17 protein-coding genes and 2 rRNA genes are annotated in these 22,347 nt (G+C 38.2%); 2 read left to right on the plus strand and 17 right to left on the minus strand.

Annotated features, from left to right (window positions below; genetic code table 11):
• Positions 1–13: 13 nt before the first annotated feature.
• On the minus strand, positions 14–490 hold the full coding sequence (locus HYG86_RS08460) for a CarD family transcriptional regulator (RefSeq protein ID WP_213168826.1): 477 nt from the start codon (positions 488–490) through the stop codon (positions 14–16).
• A 229-nt stretch (positions 491–719) separates the two neighbouring features.
• On the opposite strand from HYG86_RS08460, the gene HYG86_RS08465 reads away from it, so the two are divergent.
• On the plus strand, positions 720–1,115 hold the full coding sequence (locus HYG86_RS08465; RefSeq protein WP_213168828.1) for a nucleoside triphosphate pyrophosphohydrolase family protein: 396 nt from the start codon (positions 720–722) through the stop codon (positions 1,113–1,115).
• Positions 1,116–1,142: 27 nt separating this feature from the next.
• Here the strand turns inward: HYG86_RS08465 and pssA are convergent, their stop codons facing one another.
• The 3 genes from pssA to radA are packed head-to-tail and all read right to left on the minus strand — an operon-like array spanning position 1,143 to position 4,304.
• Positions 1,143–1,835 (minus strand): CDP-diacylglycerol--serine O-phosphatidyltransferase, encoded by a 693-nt coding sequence (gene pssA / locus HYG86_RS08470; RefSeq protein WP_246451930.1) that lies wholly within the window; start codon positions 1,833–1,835, stop codon positions 1,143–1,145.
• A gap of 17 nt (positions 1,836–1,852) precedes the next feature.
• A complete protein-coding gene (gene disA, locus HYG86_RS08475; RefSeq protein WP_213168830.1) occupies positions 1,853–2,932 on the minus strand; it encodes a DNA integrity scanning diadenylate cyclase DisA in 1,080 nt (359 codons plus the stop codon).
• Between the two features lie 4 nt (positions 2,933–2,936).
• Complete coding sequence (gene radA / locus HYG86_RS08480; RefSeq protein WP_213168832.1) at positions 2,937–4,304, minus strand: DNA repair protein RadA; 1,368 nt, start codon at positions 4,302–4,304, stop codon at positions 2,937–2,939.
• 462 nt (positions 4,305–4,766) lie between these two features.
• On the opposite strand from radA, the gene HYG86_RS08485 reads away from it, so the two are divergent.
• A complete protein-coding gene (locus tag HYG86_RS08485; protein ID WP_213168834.1) occupies positions 4,767–6,266 on the plus strand; it encodes an IS1182 family transposase in 1,500 nt (499 codons plus the stop codon).
• A gap of 200 nt (positions 6,267–6,466) precedes the next feature.
• On the opposite strand, the gene HYG86_RS08490 is transcribed toward HYG86_RS08485, so the two are convergent.
• From HYG86_RS08490 to HYG86_RS08550, 13 genes are all read right to left on the minus strand, one after another.
• Complete coding sequence (locus tag HYG86_RS08490; RefSeq protein ID WP_213168836.1) at positions 6,467–8,902, minus strand: ATP-dependent Clp protease ATP-binding subunit; 2,436 nt, start codon at positions 8,900–8,902, stop codon at positions 6,467–6,469.
• A 15-nt stretch (positions 8,903–8,917) separates the two neighbouring features.
• Positions 8,918–9,967 carry a protein arginine kinase gene (locus tag HYG86_RS08495; RefSeq protein ID WP_213168838.1) on the minus strand — a complete coding sequence of 350 codons (1,050 nt, stop codon included), beginning with the start codon at positions 9,965–9,967 and terminating at the stop codon, positions 8,918–8,920.
• Positions 9,967–10,488: a UvrB/UvrC motif-containing protein gene (locus tag HYG86_RS08500; RefSeq protein ID WP_213168840.1), complete on the minus strand. Its 522-nt coding sequence runs from the start codon at positions 10,486–10,488 to the stop codon at positions 9,967–9,969. Before HYG86_RS08500 ends, HYG86_RS08495 begins: the two co-directional genes overlap by 1 nt.
• 15 nt (positions 10,489–10,503) lie before the next feature.
• Positions 10,504–10,962 carry a CtsR family transcriptional regulator gene (locus HYG86_RS08505; RefSeq protein WP_213168842.1) on the minus strand — a complete coding sequence of 153 codons (459 nt, stop codon included), beginning with the start codon at positions 10,960–10,962 and terminating at the stop codon, positions 10,504–10,506.
• A gap of 90 nt (positions 10,963–11,052) precedes the next feature.
• Complete coding sequence (locus HYG86_RS08510; RefSeq protein ID WP_213168844.1) at positions 11,053–11,940, minus strand: acetamidase/formamidase family protein; 888 nt, start codon at positions 11,938–11,940, stop codon at positions 11,053–11,055.
• A gap of 77 nt (positions 11,941–12,017) precedes the next feature.
• Positions 12,018–12,740 carry an amino acid ABC transporter ATP-binding protein gene (locus HYG86_RS08515; protein ID WP_213168845.1) on the minus strand — a complete coding sequence of 241 codons (723 nt, stop codon included), beginning with the start codon at positions 12,738–12,740 and terminating at the stop codon, positions 12,018–12,020.
• Between the two features lie 13 nt (positions 12,741–12,753).
• Positions 12,754–13,401 (minus strand): amino acid ABC transporter permease, encoded by a 648-nt coding sequence (locus HYG86_RS08520; RefSeq protein WP_246451931.1) that lies wholly within the window; start codon positions 13,399–13,401, stop codon positions 12,754–12,756.
• 72 nt (positions 13,402–13,473) lie between these two features.
• Positions 13,474–14,259 carry an ABC transporter substrate-binding protein gene (locus tag HYG86_RS08525; protein ID WP_213168847.1) on the minus strand — a complete coding sequence of 262 codons (786 nt, stop codon included), beginning with the start codon at positions 14,257–14,259 and terminating at the stop codon, positions 13,474–13,476.
• A 397-nt stretch (positions 14,260–14,656) separates the two neighbouring features.
• Positions 14,657–15,871: a putative glycoside hydrolase gene (locus tag HYG86_RS08530; RefSeq protein WP_213169184.1), complete on the minus strand. Its 1,215-nt coding sequence runs from the start codon at positions 15,869–15,871 to the stop codon at positions 14,657–14,659.
• 439 nt (positions 15,872–16,310) lie between these two features.
• The gene (locus HYG86_RS08535) at positions 16,311–17,291 is read right to left on the minus strand and encodes a septal ring lytic transglycosylase RlpA family protein (RefSeq protein ID WP_213168849.1); all 981 of its coding nucleotides are present in this window, start codon (positions 17,289–17,291) and stop codon (positions 16,311–16,313) included.
• Between the two features lie 287 nt (positions 17,292–17,578).
• Complete coding sequence (locus HYG86_RS08540; RefSeq protein ID WP_213168851.1) at positions 17,579–18,637, minus strand: septal ring lytic transglycosylase RlpA family protein; 1,059 nt, start codon at positions 18,635–18,637, stop codon at positions 17,579–17,581.
• Between the two features lie 325 nt (positions 18,638–18,962).
• Positions 18,963–19,077, minus strand: a 5S ribosomal RNA gene (gene rrf, locus HYG86_RS08545).
• Positions 19,078–19,151: 74 nt separating this feature from the next.
• Positions 19,152–22,126, minus strand: a 23S ribosomal RNA gene (locus HYG86_RS08550).
• Between the last annotated feature and the right edge of the window lie 221 nt (positions 22,127–22,347).

Raw genomic sequence — 22,347 nt, forward strand, 5'->3', positions numbered from 1 at the left:
TAGTTATCTTCTTTTAAGCAAAAGATTCAACTAGCAATTCATCAGCACGGGTTTCATCTATATCTTTTGCAAGTACTATTTCACTTATTAGTATTTGCTTTGCGTTTTCTAGCATCCTTTTCTCACCAGAGGATAGACCTTTTTCTTTGTCACGGATTGTTAAATCTTTAACTACCTCTGCAATGGCTAAAATATCACCACTTTTAATTTTTTCTAGGTTAGCCCTATATCTACGGTTCCAGTTTGTGGACATGACATTCTTCTCCCCTTGCAGTATGGCAAAAACCTCATTCAACTCTTTGTTGCCCACTATATCCCTTACACCAACTTCTTCAACTTTATCAAGTGGAATAAAAACCTTCATTGATCCAATGGGAATTCTCAAAACGTAATACTTATGGTTAACACCTAAAACTTCCCTTTCCTCTATTCCTTCAATAACGCCTGCCCCATGCATGGGATAGACTACCTTATCACCAACTTTAAACATTTGATTCACCCCACTTTTTAAAAAATGCAATTTTTTATAATTTTACCACAAAAGTATTTGTCTTGTCAAAAATATTAAATGATATCATATAATGTCTTTTTTTGTCAACTTTTTTTTAAGGATATTAAAATAATAATTTTTTTATTGCTTTTCACCCTTGTCAGTTTGACAAAGCATTTAATTAATAGATATAATATCATTAAAAGAAAGCAAGGAGTGAAGGCAGCCAATGAAGGAAATTAACTGTGAAGCTTTTCAAGGTAAGGTAAATGATTTACTTATTAGACATAGAAGTATATTAGATGTTTTGTCGAAGTACCATGAGTCCAACAGTAGAGTTAATCGTTCAGTAGCCAAATCAGTCACTAACTGTGGTTGTTTAAGTATAAATGCTGCCAAGGAAGTAGATTCTTTAGAAATGGAACCAGAGGAGTTCTACTCATCTAGGGAAACTCATTTAGCTGGAAAACTTTGCGATAGCTGCAAAGAGATTATTGAAATGGAGTTGGGAAATAATCTCTTTTATTTCGTTGCTTTATGCAACATATTAGACTTAGATATGGAAGAAATACTGAAAAAAGAGTATGGTAAGATATCTGCACTAGGCAAATTTAATCTTACATAAAAAGAAGGGAGCCCTTGGCTCCCTTCTTTATTTTTGTATCACTCTTTTACTTTTATAATATCTAAATAATATAAGTCCTTGCTCTTTTATCCCTATTAAAAGATATATAATAACTGGGAAAAATATCAGTTCCCTGAATCTCAACACAAATATAACAAATAACAACACAAACACAATAGATGCCTGCAAAAACTTCGGTATCCCAATTTTTTTAAAGTCTGGATATCTCACAGCGCTAATCATAAAATATGCTAAAAGCAATGTTATAAAAGCTAGCATTCTATGGGGTATCAAAGACTGATAGGTCATTATTATTGTTAAGATTCCCCCTGCCATTGTTATGGGCATGCCGATAAAAAAACCTGGTGTAGAGTCTACAACGTTAAATCTAGCTAGGCGTATGGCTCCAGCTAGGGGGAAGGTAAATGCTATCATTATACCAATGATCCCAAATTCCTCAAGGGCCAAGGTATAAGTAACAAAGGCTGGTGCTACCCCGAAAGTAACAAGGTCAGAAAGGGAATCTAATTCTTTCCCAAACTCACTGCTAACACCTAAATATCGTGCAATTCTTCCATCTAAGCCGTCCAATAACATTCCAACTATTATAAATGCAGCACCCGTTGTAGGTTCTCCTTCAATAATTAAAAGTAATGCAATCAATCCGAATATAAGGTTACCTAGTGTAAATATACTAGGTAACATCCTTTTTAAAATCACAAAATCCACCTCCCCTTTTAAACGTGCCTATCTAGTAGCACTTGTTGTTGCAACCTACGCAATCCATCCTTTATGGCTCGAGCTCTCACCTCACCAATTCCGTCTACTTCATCTAGCTCCTCTATGGTGGCTATTAAGATATTGTGCAGTCCACCTAGTTCCTCTACAGTGTTTTCAATTACAGGCATTGGCAAACGTGGTATTTTGTTTAAAATTCGATGCCCTTTAGATAGTACTGGCTGCTCTAGGGTTGAAACGCTTCCTCCGTAGCCTAAAATCTTACTTATTATTGTTAATTCAAGTAGGTCTTCTGAGCTTAGGGCCGCCATGCTTTTAAGGACATCTTCAGGTGCCTTTTCGTCATTATTTGCGATATAATCTTTAATGACTAGGTACCCTTCTTCTTCTACATTAGCTATTAACTCTTCTAGCTGCATCCTAATAAGTCTTCCTTCATCTCCTAGCTCTACAATGTACTTTCCTAGTTCACCAACTATACGTAGAACCATTTCATAACGTTGTAGAACATTAACAATGTCACCAATATTAACCATTTCTTCAAATTCTAGTGCGCTTAGGTTTACAAGTCCTTGCTCTAAAACTGATCGGTATTTGTCTAGGGTTTGTATAGCTTGATTTGCTTTGTTTAAAATTACACTTATATCCTTTAATGCATACTTCATATAGCCTTTATATAAGGTAATAATATTCCTCCTTTGAGATATGGAAATAACAAGCTCCCCTGTTTGTCTAGCTACCCTTTCAGCGGTTCTATGTCTTATTCCAGTTTCCGTTGATGCTATGGATGAGTCGGGAATTAGCTGAGTGTTAGCATACAATATCTTCTTTGCGTCGTAACTTAGGATAATAGCTCCATCCATCTTTGCAAGTTCGTATAAATTTGCTGGAGTAAAGTCGCTGTTTATATAAAATCCCCCATCAACTAATTCCTGCAACTGTGGGCTCTCACCTAGCACAATCAGAGCGCCCGTTTTAGCCCTTAATACATTCTCTAGGCCCTCACGTAGTGCCGTCCCTGGTGCCACAAGCTGAAGGGTCTTTAATAATTTTTCTTCTTCTCCTCGTAATGTGCTCATGAAATTACTCACCTCCTAAAACTACTTCTATGCCATGTCGAATATCTTTAATAGGATATATCTCTAGCCCTTCAATATCTGGTATGGAGCTTACATCTGGTACTAGTGCTTTAGTAAATCCTAACTTTTGTGCTTCTTTGAGCCTAGTATCCAACCTATTTATACTCCTTACTTCTCCTGTAAGCCCAACCTCGCCCATAACAATCCAATCTCTTTTTATAGGTTTATCTTTAAAGCTAGATGCCAATGCTATAGCAATGGCCAGGTCTACAGCAGGTTCATTTATTCTTACACCACCTGCTATATTAACAAAAGCATCAGAGTTATTTAAGTATAAACCTACTCTTTTTTCTAGCACAGCCATTAGTAAGGACACCCTGTTGTAGTCCACTCCATCTGTCATCCTCCTTGGGTTGCCAAAGTTAGTGGGACTAACTAATCCTTGGACCTCCACTAAAATGGGCCTTGTCCCTTCAAGGCTAGCTGTAACCACTGAACCCGCCCCTTCTACTGGACGTTGGGACAAAAAGAGTTCAGATGGATTTGATACTTCTCTTAAACCTTTATCTTGCATCTCAAATACACCTATCTCATTAGTGGAACCAAATCTATTTTTTACACCCCTTAGAATCCTAAAGGATTGATGTCTTTCTCCTTCAAAATAAAGAACAGTATCAACCATGTGTTCAAGTATACGCGGCCCTGCTATCCCCCCCTCTTTTGTAACATGCCCTACAATAAAGGTGGTGGTGTTTGTGTTTTTAGCTATTCCCATTAATGCTGCAGTACATTCTCTAACCTGAGTTACACTGCCTGGTGCAGATGTAAGCTCACTGTTATAAGCTGTTTGTATTGAATCTACTATTAAAAAATCAGGATTGTATTTAACAACAGCTTCTTTAATATTGTTGATTTCAGTCTCCGCTAGCAGAAATAAGTTCTCTTCAGCTATTTCTAGTCTATCTGCCCTTAGTTTAATCTGCTGTATTGATTCTTCACCAGATATATATATAACTTTTCCTTTTTTGGCTAAACTGGACGATGTTTGTAAAAGTATTGTTGATTTTCCTATTCCGGGATCTCCACCAATTAGTACTAGGGAGCCATCTACTATGCCCCCACCTAATACTCTATCTAGTTCTTGGATCCCTGTGGTAGTTCTTTTCCCTGCCTCAAACTTCACATCTTTTATAGAAACTGGACTTGAAAGCTTCGGCAACTGGCCAAAGGCCCCTTTACTGCCCGTAAACTTCATTTCTTCATCCATTGTATTCCAACTAGAGCACGCAGGACATTTTCCTACCCACTTTATAGATTCATATCCGCATTCCCTACAAACGAAAACTGTTTTATTCTTATCAGATTTCTTCAATAATTATCAACACCTTCATGTTTTAACAAACTTTCTTCAAATTCTTATTATATCATATTATTCTCTCAGAATCAGAAAAATTCCTGCACCTTTAAAGAATTTGTAATAAATACTTCTCGATAGTCGGATGGTTAGTTAGATAATAAATAGAAGTGGTCCAAGATAGTTTTTATATAAAAACCACTAAGGAATAAATCCCTAGTGGCTTCAGCTTGTAGACAAACCTAAGACAAAGTCATTGACCCTAGATGTGTATATTAAAAAGCAGTACAATTAATTCGAGGAGATAGACTTAAGAGCTGAATAGCTAAACGGAAGAAGGGGCGAGAAACAGGACGTCAGACTGTGTGAGAATTAGAGAATAATATATGTCTAAATGGCTCTAAAGTACTGTAAATACAGTACTTTTCCCTTTTTCTGTAGTATAATTAAGTTATAGAATATCGGAGAGGGGATTTTAAATTGTCATTTATAAAAGGTACAGATAGAAAGCAAAAAACAATGTTTCCTGACTGCATAGAAGATTACATAGGTGAGGATAATCCCGTTAGAGTAATTGATGAATACGTAGAACTGGTCAATATGAGTGCATTCACTAAATCAAAGGAACACCGCAGAGGTGCACCAGGATATCATCCCTCTGTTTTATTGAAGTTATATCTATACGGGTATGTAAATGGCATAAGATCATCTAGAAAGCTAGAAACAGAATCTCACAGGAATATAGAAGTGGTTTGGCTATTACAAAAACTAAAACCTGATTTTAAAACAATAGCTGATTTCAGGAAAGAAAATAAAACTCAGCTAAAACAAGTCTTCAAGGATTTTACAAAGTTGTGTAAGGATCTCAAACTATTAGGCGAGGAATTCATAGCAATAGATGGGACTAAAATTCAAGCTAATAATTCAAAGAAGAATAATTTCTCAAAGAAAAAAATACAGAGACACAAGCAATATATCGAAGATAAGGTTAATTCCTATCTAGATTTGTTAGAAAGCAGTGACAAAGACGATTCACCTAAACTTAAGTATACACCTGAAGAAATTCAGCAAAAAATTGAAAAACTCAAGGAGCGTAAAATTAAATTTGAAGAGTTGGAAGAAAAACTACACAGTAGCGAAAGTAATGAAGTATCTACAGTTGACAAAGATGCTAGGCTAATGGACAACAAAAACAATGGTGTTACTGTAGCATATAACATACAAACAGCTGTAGACTCTAAGCATAGTATTATAGTGGCATATGATGTTACAAACAATCCCGCAGATCAAGGCAATCTAAATTCACTTGCAGAAGAAACTAAAGATATATTTGGAAAAAGGAAACTCGAAGTAGCAGCAGATAAAGGCTATTACCAAGCAGACGATCTTATGAAATGTGAGAGAAACCAAACAACAGTCTATTTGCCAAAACAGTCGTATTCTAACGCCACAGGAGACAAAGATTTCTACGGAGATAAATTTACTTATGTGCCTGAAAAAGATTTATATATTTGTCCTTTAGGACATGAACTTCGCAGAATAAATCACAAATCAAAAGAACCAAAGAGAATAAAATATAGAAACTACGATGCCTGTAAAAACTGTGAATCAAAAAGCAAATGTACCACTGCAGCTAAAGGCAGGATAATAAATCGATCACCTAGCCAAGATTTTTTGGATACTATAGATGCTAGAACAGAAGCAAATATGGACAAATACCTACAAAGACAGATGATTGTTGAGCATCCTTATGGAACCATCAAAAGGACAATGAATGCTGGGTATTTTTTAACAAGAGGGATGGATTCTGTAACTACAGAGACAGCCCTAGTTTTGCTAGCCTATAATTTTAAAAGAGTAATAAATATTATAGGTGTGAAAGAACTACTAAGGATATTAGTAGCTCTTAGACCCATTTTATCATTGTGTTTTTATAGGTTTAAATCATATTGCTCCAAAAGACAGGAAATTTACAGCTAATCTTTGAGTTTTTAGAGATTATCCACACAGTCTGACGTTTCGAGAGCTCCACTGAACCATGGACGGTGAATTGGAGCGGTACCCTTCTGGAGTTTAGATAGAAGCCTTAAGTCTCACGGAGAATTTTGTACAGCGTTTAATATGCGACATTCATAAAAAATGACTTTGTCATCAATCTGAAACCACTAAGGAATAAATCCTTAGTGGTTTTTTCTGAACTTGATTTTTCCGTCTATCACTTCAAGTAATATATTATCTCCTTTTTTAGCTTCACCTTTTAGGATTTCCTCTGATAAATCATCTTCTATTAGGCGTTGTATAGCTCTTCTTAGGGGCCTTGCTCCATATGTTGGGTCAAATCCTTCCTCTGCAAGGTGTGCAAAAACTTCTTCTGTTGCGTCAAGGTTAATCCCGTACTCTTTAACCCTTTTAGCAAATTTGCTAAATAATAGCTTTACAATCTCTTGAATATGCTCTTTTTCCAAGCTGTGAAACACTATTATTTCGTCAATCCGATTTAAGAATTCTGGCCTGAAGGTTCTTTTCAACTCATCTGTGACTTTATTTTTCATGTCACTGTAATTACTTTCGCTACTTGCTGGCCTAAAACCCATGGAAGATTCTTTTTTAATAAGGTCAGCACCAACATTTGAAGTCATTATAATAACTGTGTTCCTAAAATCAACTCTCCTGCCTTTTCCATCAGTTAGTATTCCATCTTCTAGAACCTGTAAAAGGATATTAAATACTTCAGGATGGGCTTTTTCAATTTCGTCAAATAGGATTACTGAGTAGGGCTTCCTTCTAACTTTTTCTGTAAGTTGCCCTCCTTCATCATAACCTACATATCCTGGGGGAGCACCCACAAGTCGGGCTGTTGTATGTTTCTCCATGAATTCAGACATATCGATGCGAATCATGGCGTCTTCGTCTGCAAATAAGCTTTCTGCTAGAGCTCTAGCTAACTCTGTTTTACCTACTCCAGTTGGACCTAAGAATATAAATGACCCAATTGGCCTTTTAGGGTCCTTAAGACCAGCTCTAGCTCGCCTTACAGCTCGAGCTACAGCCTGAACTGCTTCCTCTTGCCCTATCACTCTGTTATGCAAAATGCTCTCTAGATTCAATAGTCTTTGTGTTTCTTCTTCAGCTAGTTTCTTAACTGGTACACCAGTCCAACTAGATACTATCTGTGATATTTCTTCGGGGGTAACCACATATTTGTCAGAAACCTGCTTCTTCTCCCACTGATTTTTTAGTGATTCTAAATTTTCTTTGATTTCTCTCTCTTTATCCCTAAGTTGTGCTGCCTTTTCAAATTCTTGATTCCTAACTGCAGCATCTTTTTCTTTTTTAGAATCCTCTAGTTCTTGCTCTAAGTTTTTAAGGTCAGGTGGAGCTGTATATGTTGTTAGTCTAAGTCTTGAAGCGGCTTCATCAATTAAGTCTATGGCTTTGTCAGGTAGAAACCTATCGGTAATATATCTATCAGAAAGATTAACTGCTGCCACTATGGCATCATCACTAATTTTTATTCTATGATGTGCTTCATATCTATCCCTTAGCCCTTTTAGAATTTCAACTGCCTCATCTTTTGTTGGTTCTCCAACTGTAATTGGCTGAAACCGCCTTTCTAAGGCGGGGTCTTTTTCAATATGCTTTCTGTACTCATCCAGTGTTGTTGCACCGATTGTTTGAAGCTCACCCCTAGACAAAGCAGGCTTTACGATGTTTGATGCATCTATGGCCCCTTCTGCACCTCCTGCCCCTATAATAGTGTGAATCTCATCTATAAATAGTATTACATTTCCTACTTCTTTGAATTCTTCCATGAGTTTTTTTAACCTTTCTTCAAACTCACCTCTATACTTAGTACCAGCCACAACAGAAGCAAGTTCTAAGGTAACTAGCCTTTTGTTCCTCAGTGTCTCTGGTACATCCCCATCTATAATTTTTTGGGCAAGACCCTCAGCTATGGCCGTCTTACCAACTCCCGGTTCTCCGATCAAACAAGGATTATTCTTAGTCCTTCTGCTTAACACTTGTATAACCCTTTCTATTTCTTTGCTCCTACCTATAACTGGATCTAATCTGCCCAATTGCGCTTCTTTAGTTAAATCTCTTCCAAATGAATCTAGCATGGGTGTTGTTTTTTGGTTATGATAATTAGCATTTTTCGCTTTAGGAGTTTTAGGGTCAGTATATCCACCTAGTTCCTTTAGAATTGATCCTCTTGTTTTATCTAAATCTACTCCTAAGTTATCAAGTACCTTTGCTGCCACTCCCTCACCTTCTTTAATTAGCCCAAGAAGGATGTGTTCTGTACCAACATAGTTATGACCTAGAATCTGTGCTTCATCTGTGGCTAGCTGCACCACCATTTTCGAACGTGGTGAAAAACCTATGTTCCCTTCTATGGGTTTCTCACCTTTACCTATTAAACCTTCTATTTGTGTCTTTACTCCTTCAATATCTACGTTTAATTCAGTCAGCACCTTAGCTGCAATTCCTTGTCCTTCCTCAATAAGCCCTAGGAGGATATGCTCAGTACCCACTATGGAATGCCCAAGTTTCTTTGCTTCTTCTTGTGCTAGTGTTATGACATGCTTAGCTCTTTTGGTAAATCTCTCAAACATATTTCTTCACCTCCGCTATTTTTTTTGTAAAACTTCTCTAATAACTTCAGCCCTTTTTATATCTCTAACTTCACTACTTAATTGTTGTCCATATAATTTTTGTAAGAACCCTGGCCGTGTGATTACTATAAGCTCTTTAAAAAAATGAGGGTTTATACCATCTAGTAATTCTAGATCAACTCCAAGTTTTACATAAGAGAGTAGTTCTAGTGCTTCTTTTGAAGTTATTGTATATGCATTTGAAAGTATCCCATAAGCTCTATACACTTTATCTAAAAGTGCCACCTTATTTTCTTCCATGAGATATTTGCGACTGTTTAGTTCATGGTCTATTATCTGTTTTGAAACTCTCCTTAAGTTATCTATAATCTCAGTCTCACTTTGTCCTAATGTCACCTGATTAGATATTTGCAAAATATTTCCCAATGATTCTGATCCTTCACCATAGATTCCCCTAACAGCAAGACCGAGCTGTGAAACTGCAGTAAGAACTCTATTTATTTGCTTCGTCAACACAAGGGCAGGTAAATGAACCATAACTGAAGCCCTTAAGCCAGTTCCTAGATTTGTTGGGCATGCGGTTAAATAACCTTTTTGTTCATCAAACCCATATTCCAACTTAGACTCGATTAAGTTATCTATTTCATCTGCTACTTGGAGCCCTTCCTCTAGGTTTAAAGATGGTAGAACTACCTGTATTCTAATATGATCTTCCTCATTTATCATTATACTCACTGTTTCCTCGTTGTTTAGCCAGACTCCACTATACTTACTCTCGTTGATTAAGGTTGGACTGATCAAATGTTTTTCAACTAAAGTCAGGCGATCTTCATAACTAAGAGAAGACATCAACAAGAATCTATAATGGTCTTTATTATCAATTGTCTCACTGACCATCTTTTCCACTTGTTTTTGTTGATTTTGATCTGCAAGTTGAGGAAAAGGAATATTGTCTATATTCCTAGCTAACCTTATTCTACTGCTTATTACTATGTCGGAATATTCTCCCTTTCCTTCTTTCATCCAATTGCTAGCATGTTTTTTAATAAAATTGTCTAGGGACATTAGCTTCCCCCCCTCTCAGTCTCTTTTTCAAGCTGTCTAATTTCATCTCTTATTATTGCTGCTTGTTCAAAGTTTTCTTTAGCTATACATAAGTTCAGTTTATCCCTAAGGTTTTGCATCTCCCTCTTTATTCTAATTTTTCCTCCAGCTCTTACAGGGACTTTCCCTACGTGGGCAGTCCCTCCCTGTATTCTTTTAAGGAGAGGGTTTAATTTAAAACCAAATGTTTCATAGCATGTACTGCAACCAAGCCTACCAGAATTAACAAAAACCTGCTCAGTTAACCCACAATTCTTACATGTAACCTTCTCTATAACCTTTTCACCTATAACTTGTAACTCATCAATATCTAAAAGCCCTGCCAACAACTTGTGAAAAGAAAAATGTTCACCATGACCTAGGTCTAAGTCCCCTCTTTCTTTGGCACATACCTCACATAGCTTTAGTTCCATTTTTTCACCATTTACTATCTTTGTAAAGTGGACAGATGCTTGCCTTTTGCTACATTCTTGACACAGCATATTTTTCACCTCCGACTAGCTTTCTAAAATATTTTTTAGTGCCACCTTTACCATTTCAGCCCTAACCTGATCCCTTAAGGGCAAAGGTATCCGTAGCACATTGGCACTGGTAATTTCTATTAGTATTTTTCCTTCCCTTTTAGTAAATATTCCCGTTTCCTCAAGTCTAATCACTAAGTCTTTACACTGATTGTGAGTTATCCCCCCATCAAAATAGTCCTTTAAGTGTGTTAAGATATCAGTGGCCTTAGGAGAAATTTTACTTATTCGTATATAACCTCCACCACCCCTTTGGCTTTCTACCTTGTACCCTCTCTCAGGAGAAAATCTAGTTTGTAATACATAGTTTATCTGAGAAGGGACACATCTAAGTACAATAGCCATTTCGTTTCTTTTAATTTCCACAAACTTACCTTGAGATTCTTCAATTAAACCTTTAATATATCGTTCTATATCATTAGATAATCTTGACAAAAAATCACCTCTTTGATTTGGTTCTGACTTTGACTTTCTTTGACTATAATTTAAATATATTAAGTTTTATAAATAAAGTCAATACCCTTCTCAAAAATAACCTAGGTCAGAAAATAATCTTTCTGGAAACGATATTCCTACAGTGATATTAGGGTTTACTAACTGAAATATTTCTAGGTTTCCTATAACGCTTGTAAGGTGATACGCCTCATTAAAGGATATTTTAAAACTATCCATTAAAAAAGAAGTCACTTCATTTGTGGCTCTTTCTATGGCCAATTCCAGTGATTGATCACTGTATAAAAAGCTAATCATTCCACTTTTTTTTACAATGGGCATATTAAGATAAAATGAATTTATAACATCAACTTTAATTTTAATTTCCCCAGAACATTCGATTCCCGAACCTGCTAATTGACCTAAGCCTTGTCTAGCTTTAAGCCCTCCCAATGCTAAATATCCACCTTTATTAAAAATAGGTAAGTAAACAGTTGCTCCCTCTGTTACATGGGGGCAGTCCATTTTTCCACCGTGTGATTGAGGAATGGCACATGCAATATTCTTTATGCTCGATCTTGGTGCCACTCCGATAATCGATAAAAAAGGGTTAAGACTTATTGCTAAATTACCCATCTTCGTATTCTCTCCATTTATACTATATCTATATACTTCGCTTTTATGTACTTTGGATCCTAAAACCCCTAATCCCTCTACAACTACTCCAATTCCTTTGTCGTCTAAACTTATATGGAGAATATTTACTTTTAGCATAGTTTGAGGAAGAGCTTGATGTATATAAAAAGGTCCTGTTACAGGATTCGTTTTGTCAAAGTTTATTTCTTCTATCTGATTAGTTTTACTCATTTGGTTATTAAATATATCTTTTACTTCAATAATAATAGTTTCCCCTGCTTCAATTGTTTCCACTGGAGGGTTGTCCACTCCAAAACTATAAACAACTTTATTTTCAAAAAGCATATTGACCACTCCTTTTAAGGAGATTATATCATAATTTTCTGGATAATTCTTTGAAAAAAAAGTGGCCCGGGGCCACTTTATAATATTTTGCTTAAAAACTCCTGGGTACGTTCATTTTTGGGGTTGGAGAATATCTCTATAGGGCATCCTTCTTCGACTATACACCCTTCATCAACATATACGACCCTATCTGCAACCTCTTTTGCAAAGCCCATCTCATGGGTAACTATTACCATGGTCATGCCTTCTTCGGCTAGATCTTTCATTACCTGCAAGACCTCACCGACGAGCTCAGGGTCCAAAGCTGATGTAGGTTCGTCAAATAACATTACTTCAGGTTCCATTGCTAGCGCTCTTGCTATGGCCACACGTTGCTGTTGTCCACCTGATAGCTGGGATGGATAAGAGTACGGTTTGTCGCTTAACCCAACTTTATCTAGTAAGTCTAAGGCCAGTTTTTTAGCCTCTTCCTTCTCCATCTTTTTTACTTGAGTTGGCCCCTCCATAACATTCTCCAATGCTGTCATATGGGGGAATAGGTTAAATCTTTGGAAAACCATACCTACTTTTTGACGCATTTTATTAATTTTGCTTTCCAAGCCTAGAATCTCTTCTCCATCTATTACTATCTTTCCTTTTTTAAATTGTTCTAGATAGTTAATACACCTAAGCAACGTACTCTTCCCAGAGCCACTGGCACCTATTATTACAACAACCTCTGATTTATCTACAGTTAAGTCTATATCTTTTAATACATGTAGTTTTCCAAAATGTTTGTTTAATCCTGATATTTTAATCATATATTCTATACACCTACCTTTCACCAACACTAAGTTTCTTCTCAACCTTATCTACAATTAATGAAATTATTGTAGTTATAATCCAATAGTAAAGACCAGCTATAAAGAAAATTTCATAGTTAAAGGTTGAAGCCACAAAGGTTCGAGATGTTTGAATAATTTCCCTTACACCGATTACCGATGCCAAGGAAGAGTCTTTAAGGGCTATACTGAATTGATTTCCTAGGGGAGGAATTGCCCTTTTAAGTGCTTGGGGCAAAATTATTCTGCGCATACTTTGAGAATGAGACATCCCCAAAGACCTAGATGCTTCCATTTGGCCATTGGCGATAGATATTATGGCACCCCTAAATATCTCAGCTATATATGCACCATTATGAATTGCAAGGGCTATGGATGCAGACATAATTCTATCCAAGTTGATGAATGGCAATGAGCCAATAACCATATAAATAGTTAGAATTTGTAATAATAAAGGGGTACCCCTTATGATACTTATATAAATTCTGGCGATATATTGTAAGGGCAGTATACGTGACACTCTGAAAAGTCCCATTATCAATCCAATTACTGTCCCGAATAATATCCCCATTAAAGTAATCCTGAGTGTTAAAACAATAGCTGAATTAAACATAAATAAATAATCTAATAATACTTCCAATTATTGTAACCTCCTCTTTTCACATAAGTTACCTTAAAAAATACATCCCCCTAAATAAGGGGGATAGTTGTGTTATCTTGGTTGACTGATGTCCTCTCCAAAGTATCTATAACTAATCTCTTCATAGGTTCCATCAGCGATCATTGCAGCTAAAGCAGTATTTACTGCCTCTCTGAGCTCATCATCACCTTGTCGAAAAGCTACTGCTAGCCTTTCTGTGTACAACCACTCCCCAACGAATTCAAAATCATAATTAAACTCTTCTATTGCCATCAAACCAACTAGAAAATCCGTTATTACTCCATCTATATTGCCGTTATCTAGTTCCCTCAATGTCATGTCATCACCATCATAAAATACCGGGGTTGCTCCTAATTCTTCTACCACGTCGGCAAAAGTGGTACCAGTAACAACACCTATCTCCAAACCTTCCATATCTTCAAAACTACTAATACCAGACCCTGCTTTAACAACTAATTGTGCTCCAGAGTAGTAGTAGGGATCTGAAAAGTCCGCCCTTTGTTGTCTCTCTTCTGTTATTGCCATACTACCTAAAATTCCGTCGTAATCCCCTGTTTGTAGGCCTACTAAAATTCCATCCCAAGCAGTTGTAACGGGCTTAGATTCAACACCTAATCTTTTGGCGATTTCAGCTGCTATCTCAACATCAAAACCAACTAACTGGTTATTATCATCATAATAGTTAAATGGGGGATACCCGCCACTCATTGCAAAACTAATGGACCCTCTTTCAATTACTTCTTCATAAGTATTTTCTGCATCACTTGAACAACCGAATAAACCAATAGATAAAACTAACACAATACTCAATACAAAAAACTTCTTAAATAAACTCATGTAATAAAAAACCTCCCAATATTTTTTTTGCAAATATCAAAAGTAAATTGAAGAGACTTCTACTTTTATTTGGGTTATATGCCATTATTTTCCCTTATTGAGGATGAAAAAAAGCACTCTAGTCTCATAAAGAGACTAGAGTGCTTGGATTTCGTCTATTAGACTAGCCCAGACCACCACTTATTGTGATAGTCTCGCTTTGGCCCCCCTGAGCCAAAACAAAGCCACTTTCCTCATAAAGTTTTTCACATTTATGCCTCAGCTATTATGGTTAACTTACTTCCATCCAACATAGGTCGTATAGAAGCTCGCCTAACCGCTTACTACATAATGCTAATTCACTTTTCATATCTGCCTATAAAAATTATAACACGAAGGGCAAAGATGGTCAAGAATTTTATTTAAATGCATCTTTAATGTGGTGATATTGATTCCCTGCATTCCATATTAAGTATTCATTTATGCCTAGCTCACGGGCAGCCCTTATTTGCTCACGAACTTCGTGGGGTCCATATGCAGGCTTACCTTGAGTAAATCCTTGTAACCACGGCCTAATAAGGGTTTCTGACCCCATCTCTTCCATTCTTTTTTGGTAGTCTAGCAATGCATATTTAATTGTTTCATAGGGTCTTGCATTGTTAGATGGATATAAACCGTAGTTATTATGTGCATAGTGAGATGGATAGACCATTGGACAGATAATATCTAGGACGTCTGGACCTAAGATGGTTTCTAGGTGTTGACCTATACCCATGTCACTGGTGGTGGTTCCGATTAGTCCAAAAATATCTGCGGATAATTCTACATCATAGGGTTCTATTTCGCTAGCCATGAACTTCATAAACTCAGCGATAACTTTAGCTCTATACTGTTCTTCATCCTCATTAACTAACTCAAAAGTGGCTTTATGATCATATCTAACCCTATCACCTACTCTATCAGGAAACCTTATATAATCCAACTGGATTTCCCTAAAGCCTAACCTTGCTGCTTCCTTTGCAATATCAGCAACATATTCCCAAACTTCTCTGCTATGGGGGTCTACCCAAGATACATTGCTCCCAGATTCAACCCATAGTGAACCATCTAAGTTCTTAACCGCTAAGTCTTGTCTAGCTCTACCAAGTTTATTATCTTTAAAAACAACAATCCTTGCAATAGGGTAAATGTTATTTGCTGCTAATTGTTCCATGAATGCTTCGATGTCTCTAATCTTATTCACAGGAGCACCTATCTCATGTGCTAATTCTACCTCGGTAGCCAAGAAAGATATTTCTCCCTTATCATCTTTAACATCTATTACCATGGAGTTTAGTTCTGTTTCGTTTACCATGTCAACTAGGCTTGCAAACCTCTCTGTTAAGCCCGCAGAGTTACCAGTTAAGTATATACCTTTAACATGTTCAGGCCTTTCGATATATGGGCCTGTAACAAGGGATGGCTGAGGCTCTGGTTCTTCTTCAGTGTCATTATCTTCATCTGTTGGTTCCGAGATGGGACTTTCATCACTGGGGTCTTGTGGGTTTGGTGTAGTTGTGGATGTACTACAACCTACTAGTAAGAGCAGTAGTAAAAAGATACTTAAAAACTTAATGTACTTATTAATTTTAATCTCCCCCTTTAAATTTACTTAATTGAATTATACAACCTCTAGTTCATTTTTTATAGTGACAAATATTTCTAAGTATACTTAATCACCCATTCTAACAACATTTAAGCATGTTTATTAATTCGGTGTATTAGTCCAAAAACCTTCTAACATTTGTACTATATTAAATTTTAATGAAATTAACTTTTGGACGTTATAGTATTTTATCAGGTTAACTTGATAACTTTGTGGATAATTCATCTCTTTATCTTATTAAAAAGATTTATCATCTGTGGATAATACCCTTTTTGTGGGTATCTTTGTGGATTTATTGTATTTATCAACAAAAATTCTATAGCCTCTTTTATTGTATTAAGGGAGTTTGTTTTATTTTTGTGGATAAAAGAAGAAGCCCAAGGTTAAACCCAACCTGGACTTCTTCTTTTAATTTTCTAATATTTTTTTATCTACCTATTCCTATTACCCTAACCCTTACATCACCAATACCATAAGGGCGTAATCCAATTTGATTTGCTGCGGCTTCCGATAAATCTATTATTCTTCCAGCAATAAATGGTCCTCTGTCATTTATTCTAACTGTTACTGATTTTCCTGTTCTTAAGTATGTTACTTCTACCATTGTTCCAAAGGGGAGTGTTCTGTGCGCTGCTGTTAAAGCATTCATGTTATACACCTCACCGTTTGCTGTAGTTCTACCATGGAATTTTGACCCATAATATGAGGCTACACCAACCACAGCATAATCCCTACTAGATCTTGAAGCTAACTCTCTAGTGTTCTGATGAATTACACCTTGTACCGGTTGAGAAATAACTTCCTCTTCAATTTTTTTTCTATCTACTTCAACCCCGTCATTGTATGTTACTTTATAAGTTATTTTCCTAACTCCGTCCTTTGATTGCTTTTGTACCCTTTGTGACCCAGCCTGTAGTCTAGAGTCATAGTAGTAAAGGTTTGTTGCAGGTATCTTAACTTCTTCAGTCTCCATTTTACTGATTACCCTTACTACTTGGATCTGTTGGCCAGACTTGAGACTTCTTTCTAAAGGCATGTTGACAATGTCACCCCCACCAAGCTCAATCTTTTGTTCCTCCAAAAGATCTTCGATGGTCTCAGCCCAAGTAATTATTTCTTGTTCCTCTCCGTCTACTCTCAGTACCACAAGTGCCGCCTTTTTAATGGCAATGTAGTCTGTCACTAACTCTTCGTCAATACCAGGAAATACTCTCTGTGTTTTTTCATCTACAACTATATCTGCATCTTGTAATATTTCTTCAATTATAGTTTTATTGGTTTTTACTTCAACGAATCCAGTGTCAGTGAAAATTGTGACAGTACTTTTAGGCTGAAAACCAGAAGCCACGGTCACTGCCGCTGTTGCCACCAAAGCACCTGTGACTAACAGCGTCTTCATCTTTGACATTTTTATCACCTCATAAAAATTTTATGCTATAATAATGGAATTTATTATAGTATACGTTCTAGTTTTCCCCCAAAACATAATATTATACGCTTTTACACAGCAATATTAACATTTTATACCAAGGGTTCAAATAAGGCAAGAATTATGTCGAATTTTGTCATATAAATAGAAAACTAAGCATCTACTTTTATTACCAATTAGTCTAGAAAATAAGTAAAACAGCTAATAAAACACTTTTGTTAGCACAAAAAAAAGTCAGAGCACTATAGCTCTGACCCTTCAATATACTATTTAACTACCTCTATTCGTACTCTACCTATTCCGGCAGAGTAGAGACCTATTTCTTTGGCAGCTGCTGCAGATAAGTCAATAATTCTATTTGCCACATGTGGACCTCTATCATTTATCACAACAATTACTGACTTTCCTGTAGCTAAATATGTTACTTTAACTTTGGTTCCAAATGGATAAGTATTATGAGCAGCTGTAAAGGCATTCATGTCAAATCTTACCCCACTTGCAGTATAATTGCCATGTAACTCTGATCCATAAAATGAGGCTATACCCTCTGTGGCATTAGTAGTACCTGTATTGACTGACGCGTTGGTTTCCCTACTGCCACTCCTAGATGCAAGTGCCTGAGTTCCCCTAAGAACAACTCCTATAACTGGTTCAGTGATTACTTCTTCACTAACCTTAGTCTTAGATACCTGAACCCCATCATTAAAAACTACCTCGTAAGTAACTTTCTTGGCACCTTCTTTTGCCTGAGTTTGCACCTGTTCTTTACCTAATGCTAGGGATGAGTCGTTTCTATACGTTGTTTGTGTAGGAATTGGCACTTCTTCATATACTAAATTTCTCTGAACTCTAACTATCTCTACTTGTTGCCCGTCTTTAACAATTTCATCTAGGGATAAGCTGATAATATCTTCATCTAGTTCAATACTTAATTCTGCAAGTAAATCTTCTACAGTTTCTGACCAAGTAATAATTTCTAGGTCTTCACCATCTACTTTAACTAAAACCGATGCTCCGTTTACTATAGTGATGTAATCGGTTTCTACTTCCTCGTCAATTGAAGGGTAAACTTTCTGGTAGTTTTCATCAAAGACTATATTTGCCTCTGCTAGAATCTCAGCAACTATAGTTTTATCGGTGGTAATTTCAGTGAATCCTTCAGAAGTAAAAATAGTTATAATACTTTTATGTCCTGCGACTTGAAGTTGATTCAGTCCTGCAAGTATTACTATACTTAATAGAAGAACTACTGAACTGATAATTAGCTTTATTTTTTTCGAAAACATATTCTTTTTATCTTTGGTCCTATTTCCGATCATCGTCATCACATCACCTCTCTTATTAAAAGGTATATTTCTGCCTTATATCCATTAGTACCAACTTTTATACATTTAAAAAGCAAGTATATAAATTATATACTAAAAATTCCTTTTTGGCTAGGGTTTTAGGGTGGGAATTATTAGGACCTAAGTCATAAGATGGTAGTTAAAGGTTAGTGATCCACAATCAGTAAAGAATTAAGGCTAAATTCAAATCTTAGCCACTGATGGCACTATTAAATAGGTCAAGAATTTCACTAACTTACACAAAAGATTTTTATTAATAGATATGCAAAAAGACACCAATCATAAGATTGGTGTCTTTTTAAGTACCTAGCGACGTCCTACTCTCCCAGGGGGTAACCCCAAGTACCATCGGCGCTGAAGAGCTTAACTGCGGTGTTCGGAATGGGAACCGGTGTATCCTCTTCGCCATCATCACTAGATGAAACTATCACACTAAATTCATAGCAAGGTTTTCAAAGGTTTGTTCTTAATTGTTAATTGTCAATTGGTTTTTTAGGTCAAGTCCTCGACCGATTAGTACTAGTCCGCTGAAGGTATTACTACCCTTACACTCCTAGCCTATCAACCAGATAGTCTTTCTGGGGTCTTACTTCCTTACGGAATGGGAAGTCTTATCTTAAGGGGGGCTTCGCGCTTAGATGCTTTCAGCGCTTATCCCGACCAAACTTGGCTACCCAGAACTGCCATTGGCATGACAACTGGTACACCAGAGGTTCGTCCATCCCGGTCCTCTCGTACTAAGGACAGCTCCTTTCAAACTTCCTGCGCCCGCGACAGATAGGGACCGAACTGTCTCACGACGTTCTGAACCCAGCTCGCGTACCGCTTTAATGGGCGAACAGCCCAACCCTTGGGACCTTCTTCAGCCCCAGGATGCGATGAGCCGACATCGAGGTGCCAAACCTCCCCGTCGATGTGGACTCTTGGGGGAGATAAGCCTGTTATCCCCGGGGTAGCTTTTATCCGTTGAGCGACGGCCCTTCCACTCGGTACCGCCGGGTCACTAAGCCCGACTTTCGTCCCTGCTCGACTTGTAGGTCTCGCAGTCAAGCTCCCTTCTGCCTTTACACTCTTCGAATGATTTCCAACCATTCTGAGGGAACCTTTGGGCGCCTCCGTTACTCTTTAGGAGGCGACCGCCCCAGTCAAACTGCCCACCTGACACTGTCCTAGTACCGGATAACGGTACACAGTTAGAATTCCAGCACTTTAAGGGTGGTATCCCACGGGTGGCTCCAGCAACACTGGCGTGCTACTTTCTCAGCCTCCCACCTATCCTGTACATAAAATGCCAAAACTCAATATCAGGCTACAGTAAAGCTCCACGGGGTCTTTCCGTCTTGTCGCGGGTAACCTGCATCTTCACAGGTACTACAATTTCACCGGGTCCTTCGTTGAGACAGTGCCCAAGTCGTTACGCCATTCGTGCGGGTCAGAACTTACCTGACAAGGAATTTCGCTACCTTAGGACCGTTATAGTTACGGCCGCCGTTTACTGGGGCTTCGGTTCAAAGCTTCGCTTGCGCTAACCTCTTCCCTTAACCTTCCAGCACCGGGCAGGCGTCAGCCCCTATACTTCATCTTTCGATTTAGCAGAGACCTGTGTTTTTGCTAAACAGTCGCTTGGGCCTATTCACTGCGGCCTCTTCTAGCTTAAGAAGTAAATTCTCTCACCATAATGAGGCACCCCTTCTCCCGAAGTTACGGGGTCATTTTGCCGAGTTCCTTAACGAAGGTTCTCCCGAGCGCCTTAGGATTCTCTCCTTACCTACCTGTGTCGGTTTGCGGTACGGGCACCTTACTTCTCGATAGAGGCTTTTCTTGGCAGTGTAGGATCAGTTAGTTCCCCTCATTCGGGTCCCCTTCACTCCTCAGGATTATGAGTCGACGGATTTGCCTATCTACTCTCCCTAAAAGCTTGGACGCACATAACCAACAGTGCGATAACCTACCTTCCTGCGTCACCCCATCTCTCAAACGAAGTTTGGTGGCACTGGAATCTCTACCAGTTGTCCATCGCCTACGCCTTTCGGCCTCGGCTTAGGTCCCGGCTTACCCTGAGAGGACGAGCCTTCCTCAGGAAACCTTAGGTTTTCGGCGAAGATGATTCTCACATCTTTTTTCGTTACTTATACCAGCATTCTCACTTCTATTCGCTCCACTGCTCCTTACGGTACAGCTTCTGCGCAAATAGAACGCTCCCCTACCATGATTTACATCATCCATTGCTTCGGTGATAAGTTTGAGCCCCGTTACATTTTCGGCGCAGGATCACTTGACCAGTGAGCTATTACGCACTCTTTAAATGGTGGCTGCTTCTAAGCCAACATCCTGGTTGTCTGTGCAATCCCACATCCTTTTCCACTTAACTTATACTTTGGGACCTTAGCAGATGGTCTGGGCTGTTTCCCTCTCGACTATGGACCTTAGCACCCATAGTCTGACTCCCGGAAAACAAATATGTGGCATTCGGAGTTTGACTGAGTTCGGTAACCTGGTAAGGCCCCTAGCCCAATCAGTGCTCTACCTCCACTATTTTATTCCGAGGCTAGCCCTAAAGCTATTTCGGGGAGAACCAGCTATCTCCGAGTTCGATTGGAATTTCTCCGCTACCCACAGCTCATCCCCTAATTTTTCAACATTAGTGGGTTCGGGCCTCCATTTTGCGTTAACAAAACTTCACCCTGGCCATGGGTAGGTCACCCGGTTTCGGGTCTACGCAGCCAAACTTCACGCCCTTTTAAGACTCGGTTTCCCTTCGGCTCCGTGGCTTTACCACTTAACCTTGCTTGACTACGTAACTCGCTGGTTCATTCTACAAAAGGCACGCCATCACCCGCGTATGGGGCTTTGACTGTTTGTAGGCACACGGTTTCAGGTTCTTTTTCACTCCTCTTCCGAGGTTCTTTTCACCTTTCCCTCACGGTACTGCTTCACTATCGGTCGCTAGGTAGTATTTAGCCTTTGGAGGTGGTCCTCCTAGATTCCAACGGGGTTTCACGTGTCCCGCTGTACTCGGGTGGCAATTAGGTAGGGTTAATCTTTTCAACTACAGGGCTTTCACCTTCTACGGCCTGTCTTTCCAAACAGTTCGTCTAAAATTAACTTTTGTAACTACCTTGATATCCTGCAAGATACCACAATTGCTCCCTCAACCCACATGTAACAACGATTGCAGTCTTACATCACATGTGTTTAGGCTCTTCCCATTTCGCTCGCCACTACTTAGGGAATCGATTATTCTTTCTCTTCCTCGGGGTACTTAGATGTTTCAGTTCCCCCGGTTGCCTTCTACTACCCTATGTATTCAGGTAGTGATACTATGGTATTAACCATAGTGGGTTGCCCCATTCGGAGATCCACGGGTCAAGGCTTGCTTACAGCTTACCGTGGCTTTTCGTAGTTCGCTACGTCCTTCTTCGGCTCCTAGCGCCAAGGCATCCGCCGTGCGCCCTTAGTAACTTGACCAAATAAATGCTTACGCATTTGATCGTTTATTGCTCTAAGAACACTCTTTGTTTTTCGTTAACTAAGTTAATAGTTAACTAACCTTTGCTTATTGAATTTCGTGTGTAGTTTTCAAAGATCGTTAGAAAGAAAATGACCAACATAGTTAGCCTTTAGTTCTTTCAAAATTAAACAGCATATACCATATTTGAGTTGTGATTTTGTTTTGTGTAATACTTAAG

The sequence above is a fragment of the Alkalicella caledoniensis genome (genome assembly GCF_014467015.1).
In the GTDB taxonomy this organism is placed as follows: Bacteria; Bacillota; Proteinivoracia; order Proteinivoracales; family Proteinivoracaceae; genus Alkalicella; species Alkalicella caledoniensis.

What these genes read in the sequence shown, in the direction of transcription:
- HYG86_RS08460 (WP_213168826.1), bottom strand. Translation starts at nt 490, where the DNA reads ATGTTTAAAGTTGGTGATAAGGTAGTCTATCCCATGCATGGGGCAGGC.
- HYG86_RS08465 (WP_213168828.1), top strand. Translation starts at nt 720, where the DNA reads ATGAAGGAAATTAACTGTGAAGCTTTTCAAGGTAAGGTAAATGATTTA.
- disA (WP_213168830.1), bottom strand. Translation starts at nt 2,932, where the DNA reads ATGAGCACATTACGAGGAGAAGAAGAAAAATTATTAAAGACCCTTCAG.
- HYG86_RS08490 (WP_213168836.1), bottom strand. Translation starts at nt 8,902, where the DNA reads ATGTTTGAGAGATTTACCAAAAGAGCTAAGCATGTCATAACACTAGCA.
- HYG86_RS08495 (WP_213168838.1), bottom strand. Translation starts at nt 9,967, where the DNA reads ATGTCCCTAGACAATTTTATTAAAAAACATGCTAGCAATTGGATGAAA.
- HYG86_RS08500 (WP_213168840.1), bottom strand. Translation starts at nt 10,488, where the DNA reads ATGCTGTGTCAAGAATGTAGCAAAAGGCAAGCATCTGTCCACTTTACA.
- HYG86_RS08510 (WP_213168844.1), bottom strand. Translation starts at nt 11,940, where the DNA reads ATGCTTTTTGAAAATAAAGTTGTTTATAGTTTTGGAGTGGACAACCCT.
- HYG86_RS08515 (WP_213168845.1), bottom strand. Translation starts at nt 12,740, where the DNA reads ATGATTAAAATATCAGGATTAAACAAACATTTTGGAAAACTACATGTA.
- HYG86_RS08525 (WP_213168847.1), bottom strand. Translation starts at nt 14,259, where the DNA reads ATGAGTTTATTTAAGAAGTTTTTTGTATTGAGTATTGTGTTAGTTTTA.
- HYG86_RS08535 (WP_213168849.1), bottom strand. Translation starts at nt 17,291, where the DNA reads ATGTCAAAGATGAAGACGCTGTTAGTCACAGGTGCTTTGGTGGCAACA.
- HYG86_RS08540 (WP_213168851.1), bottom strand. Translation starts at nt 18,637, where the DNA reads ATGACGATGATCGGAAATAGGACCAAAGATAAAAAGAATATGTTTTCG.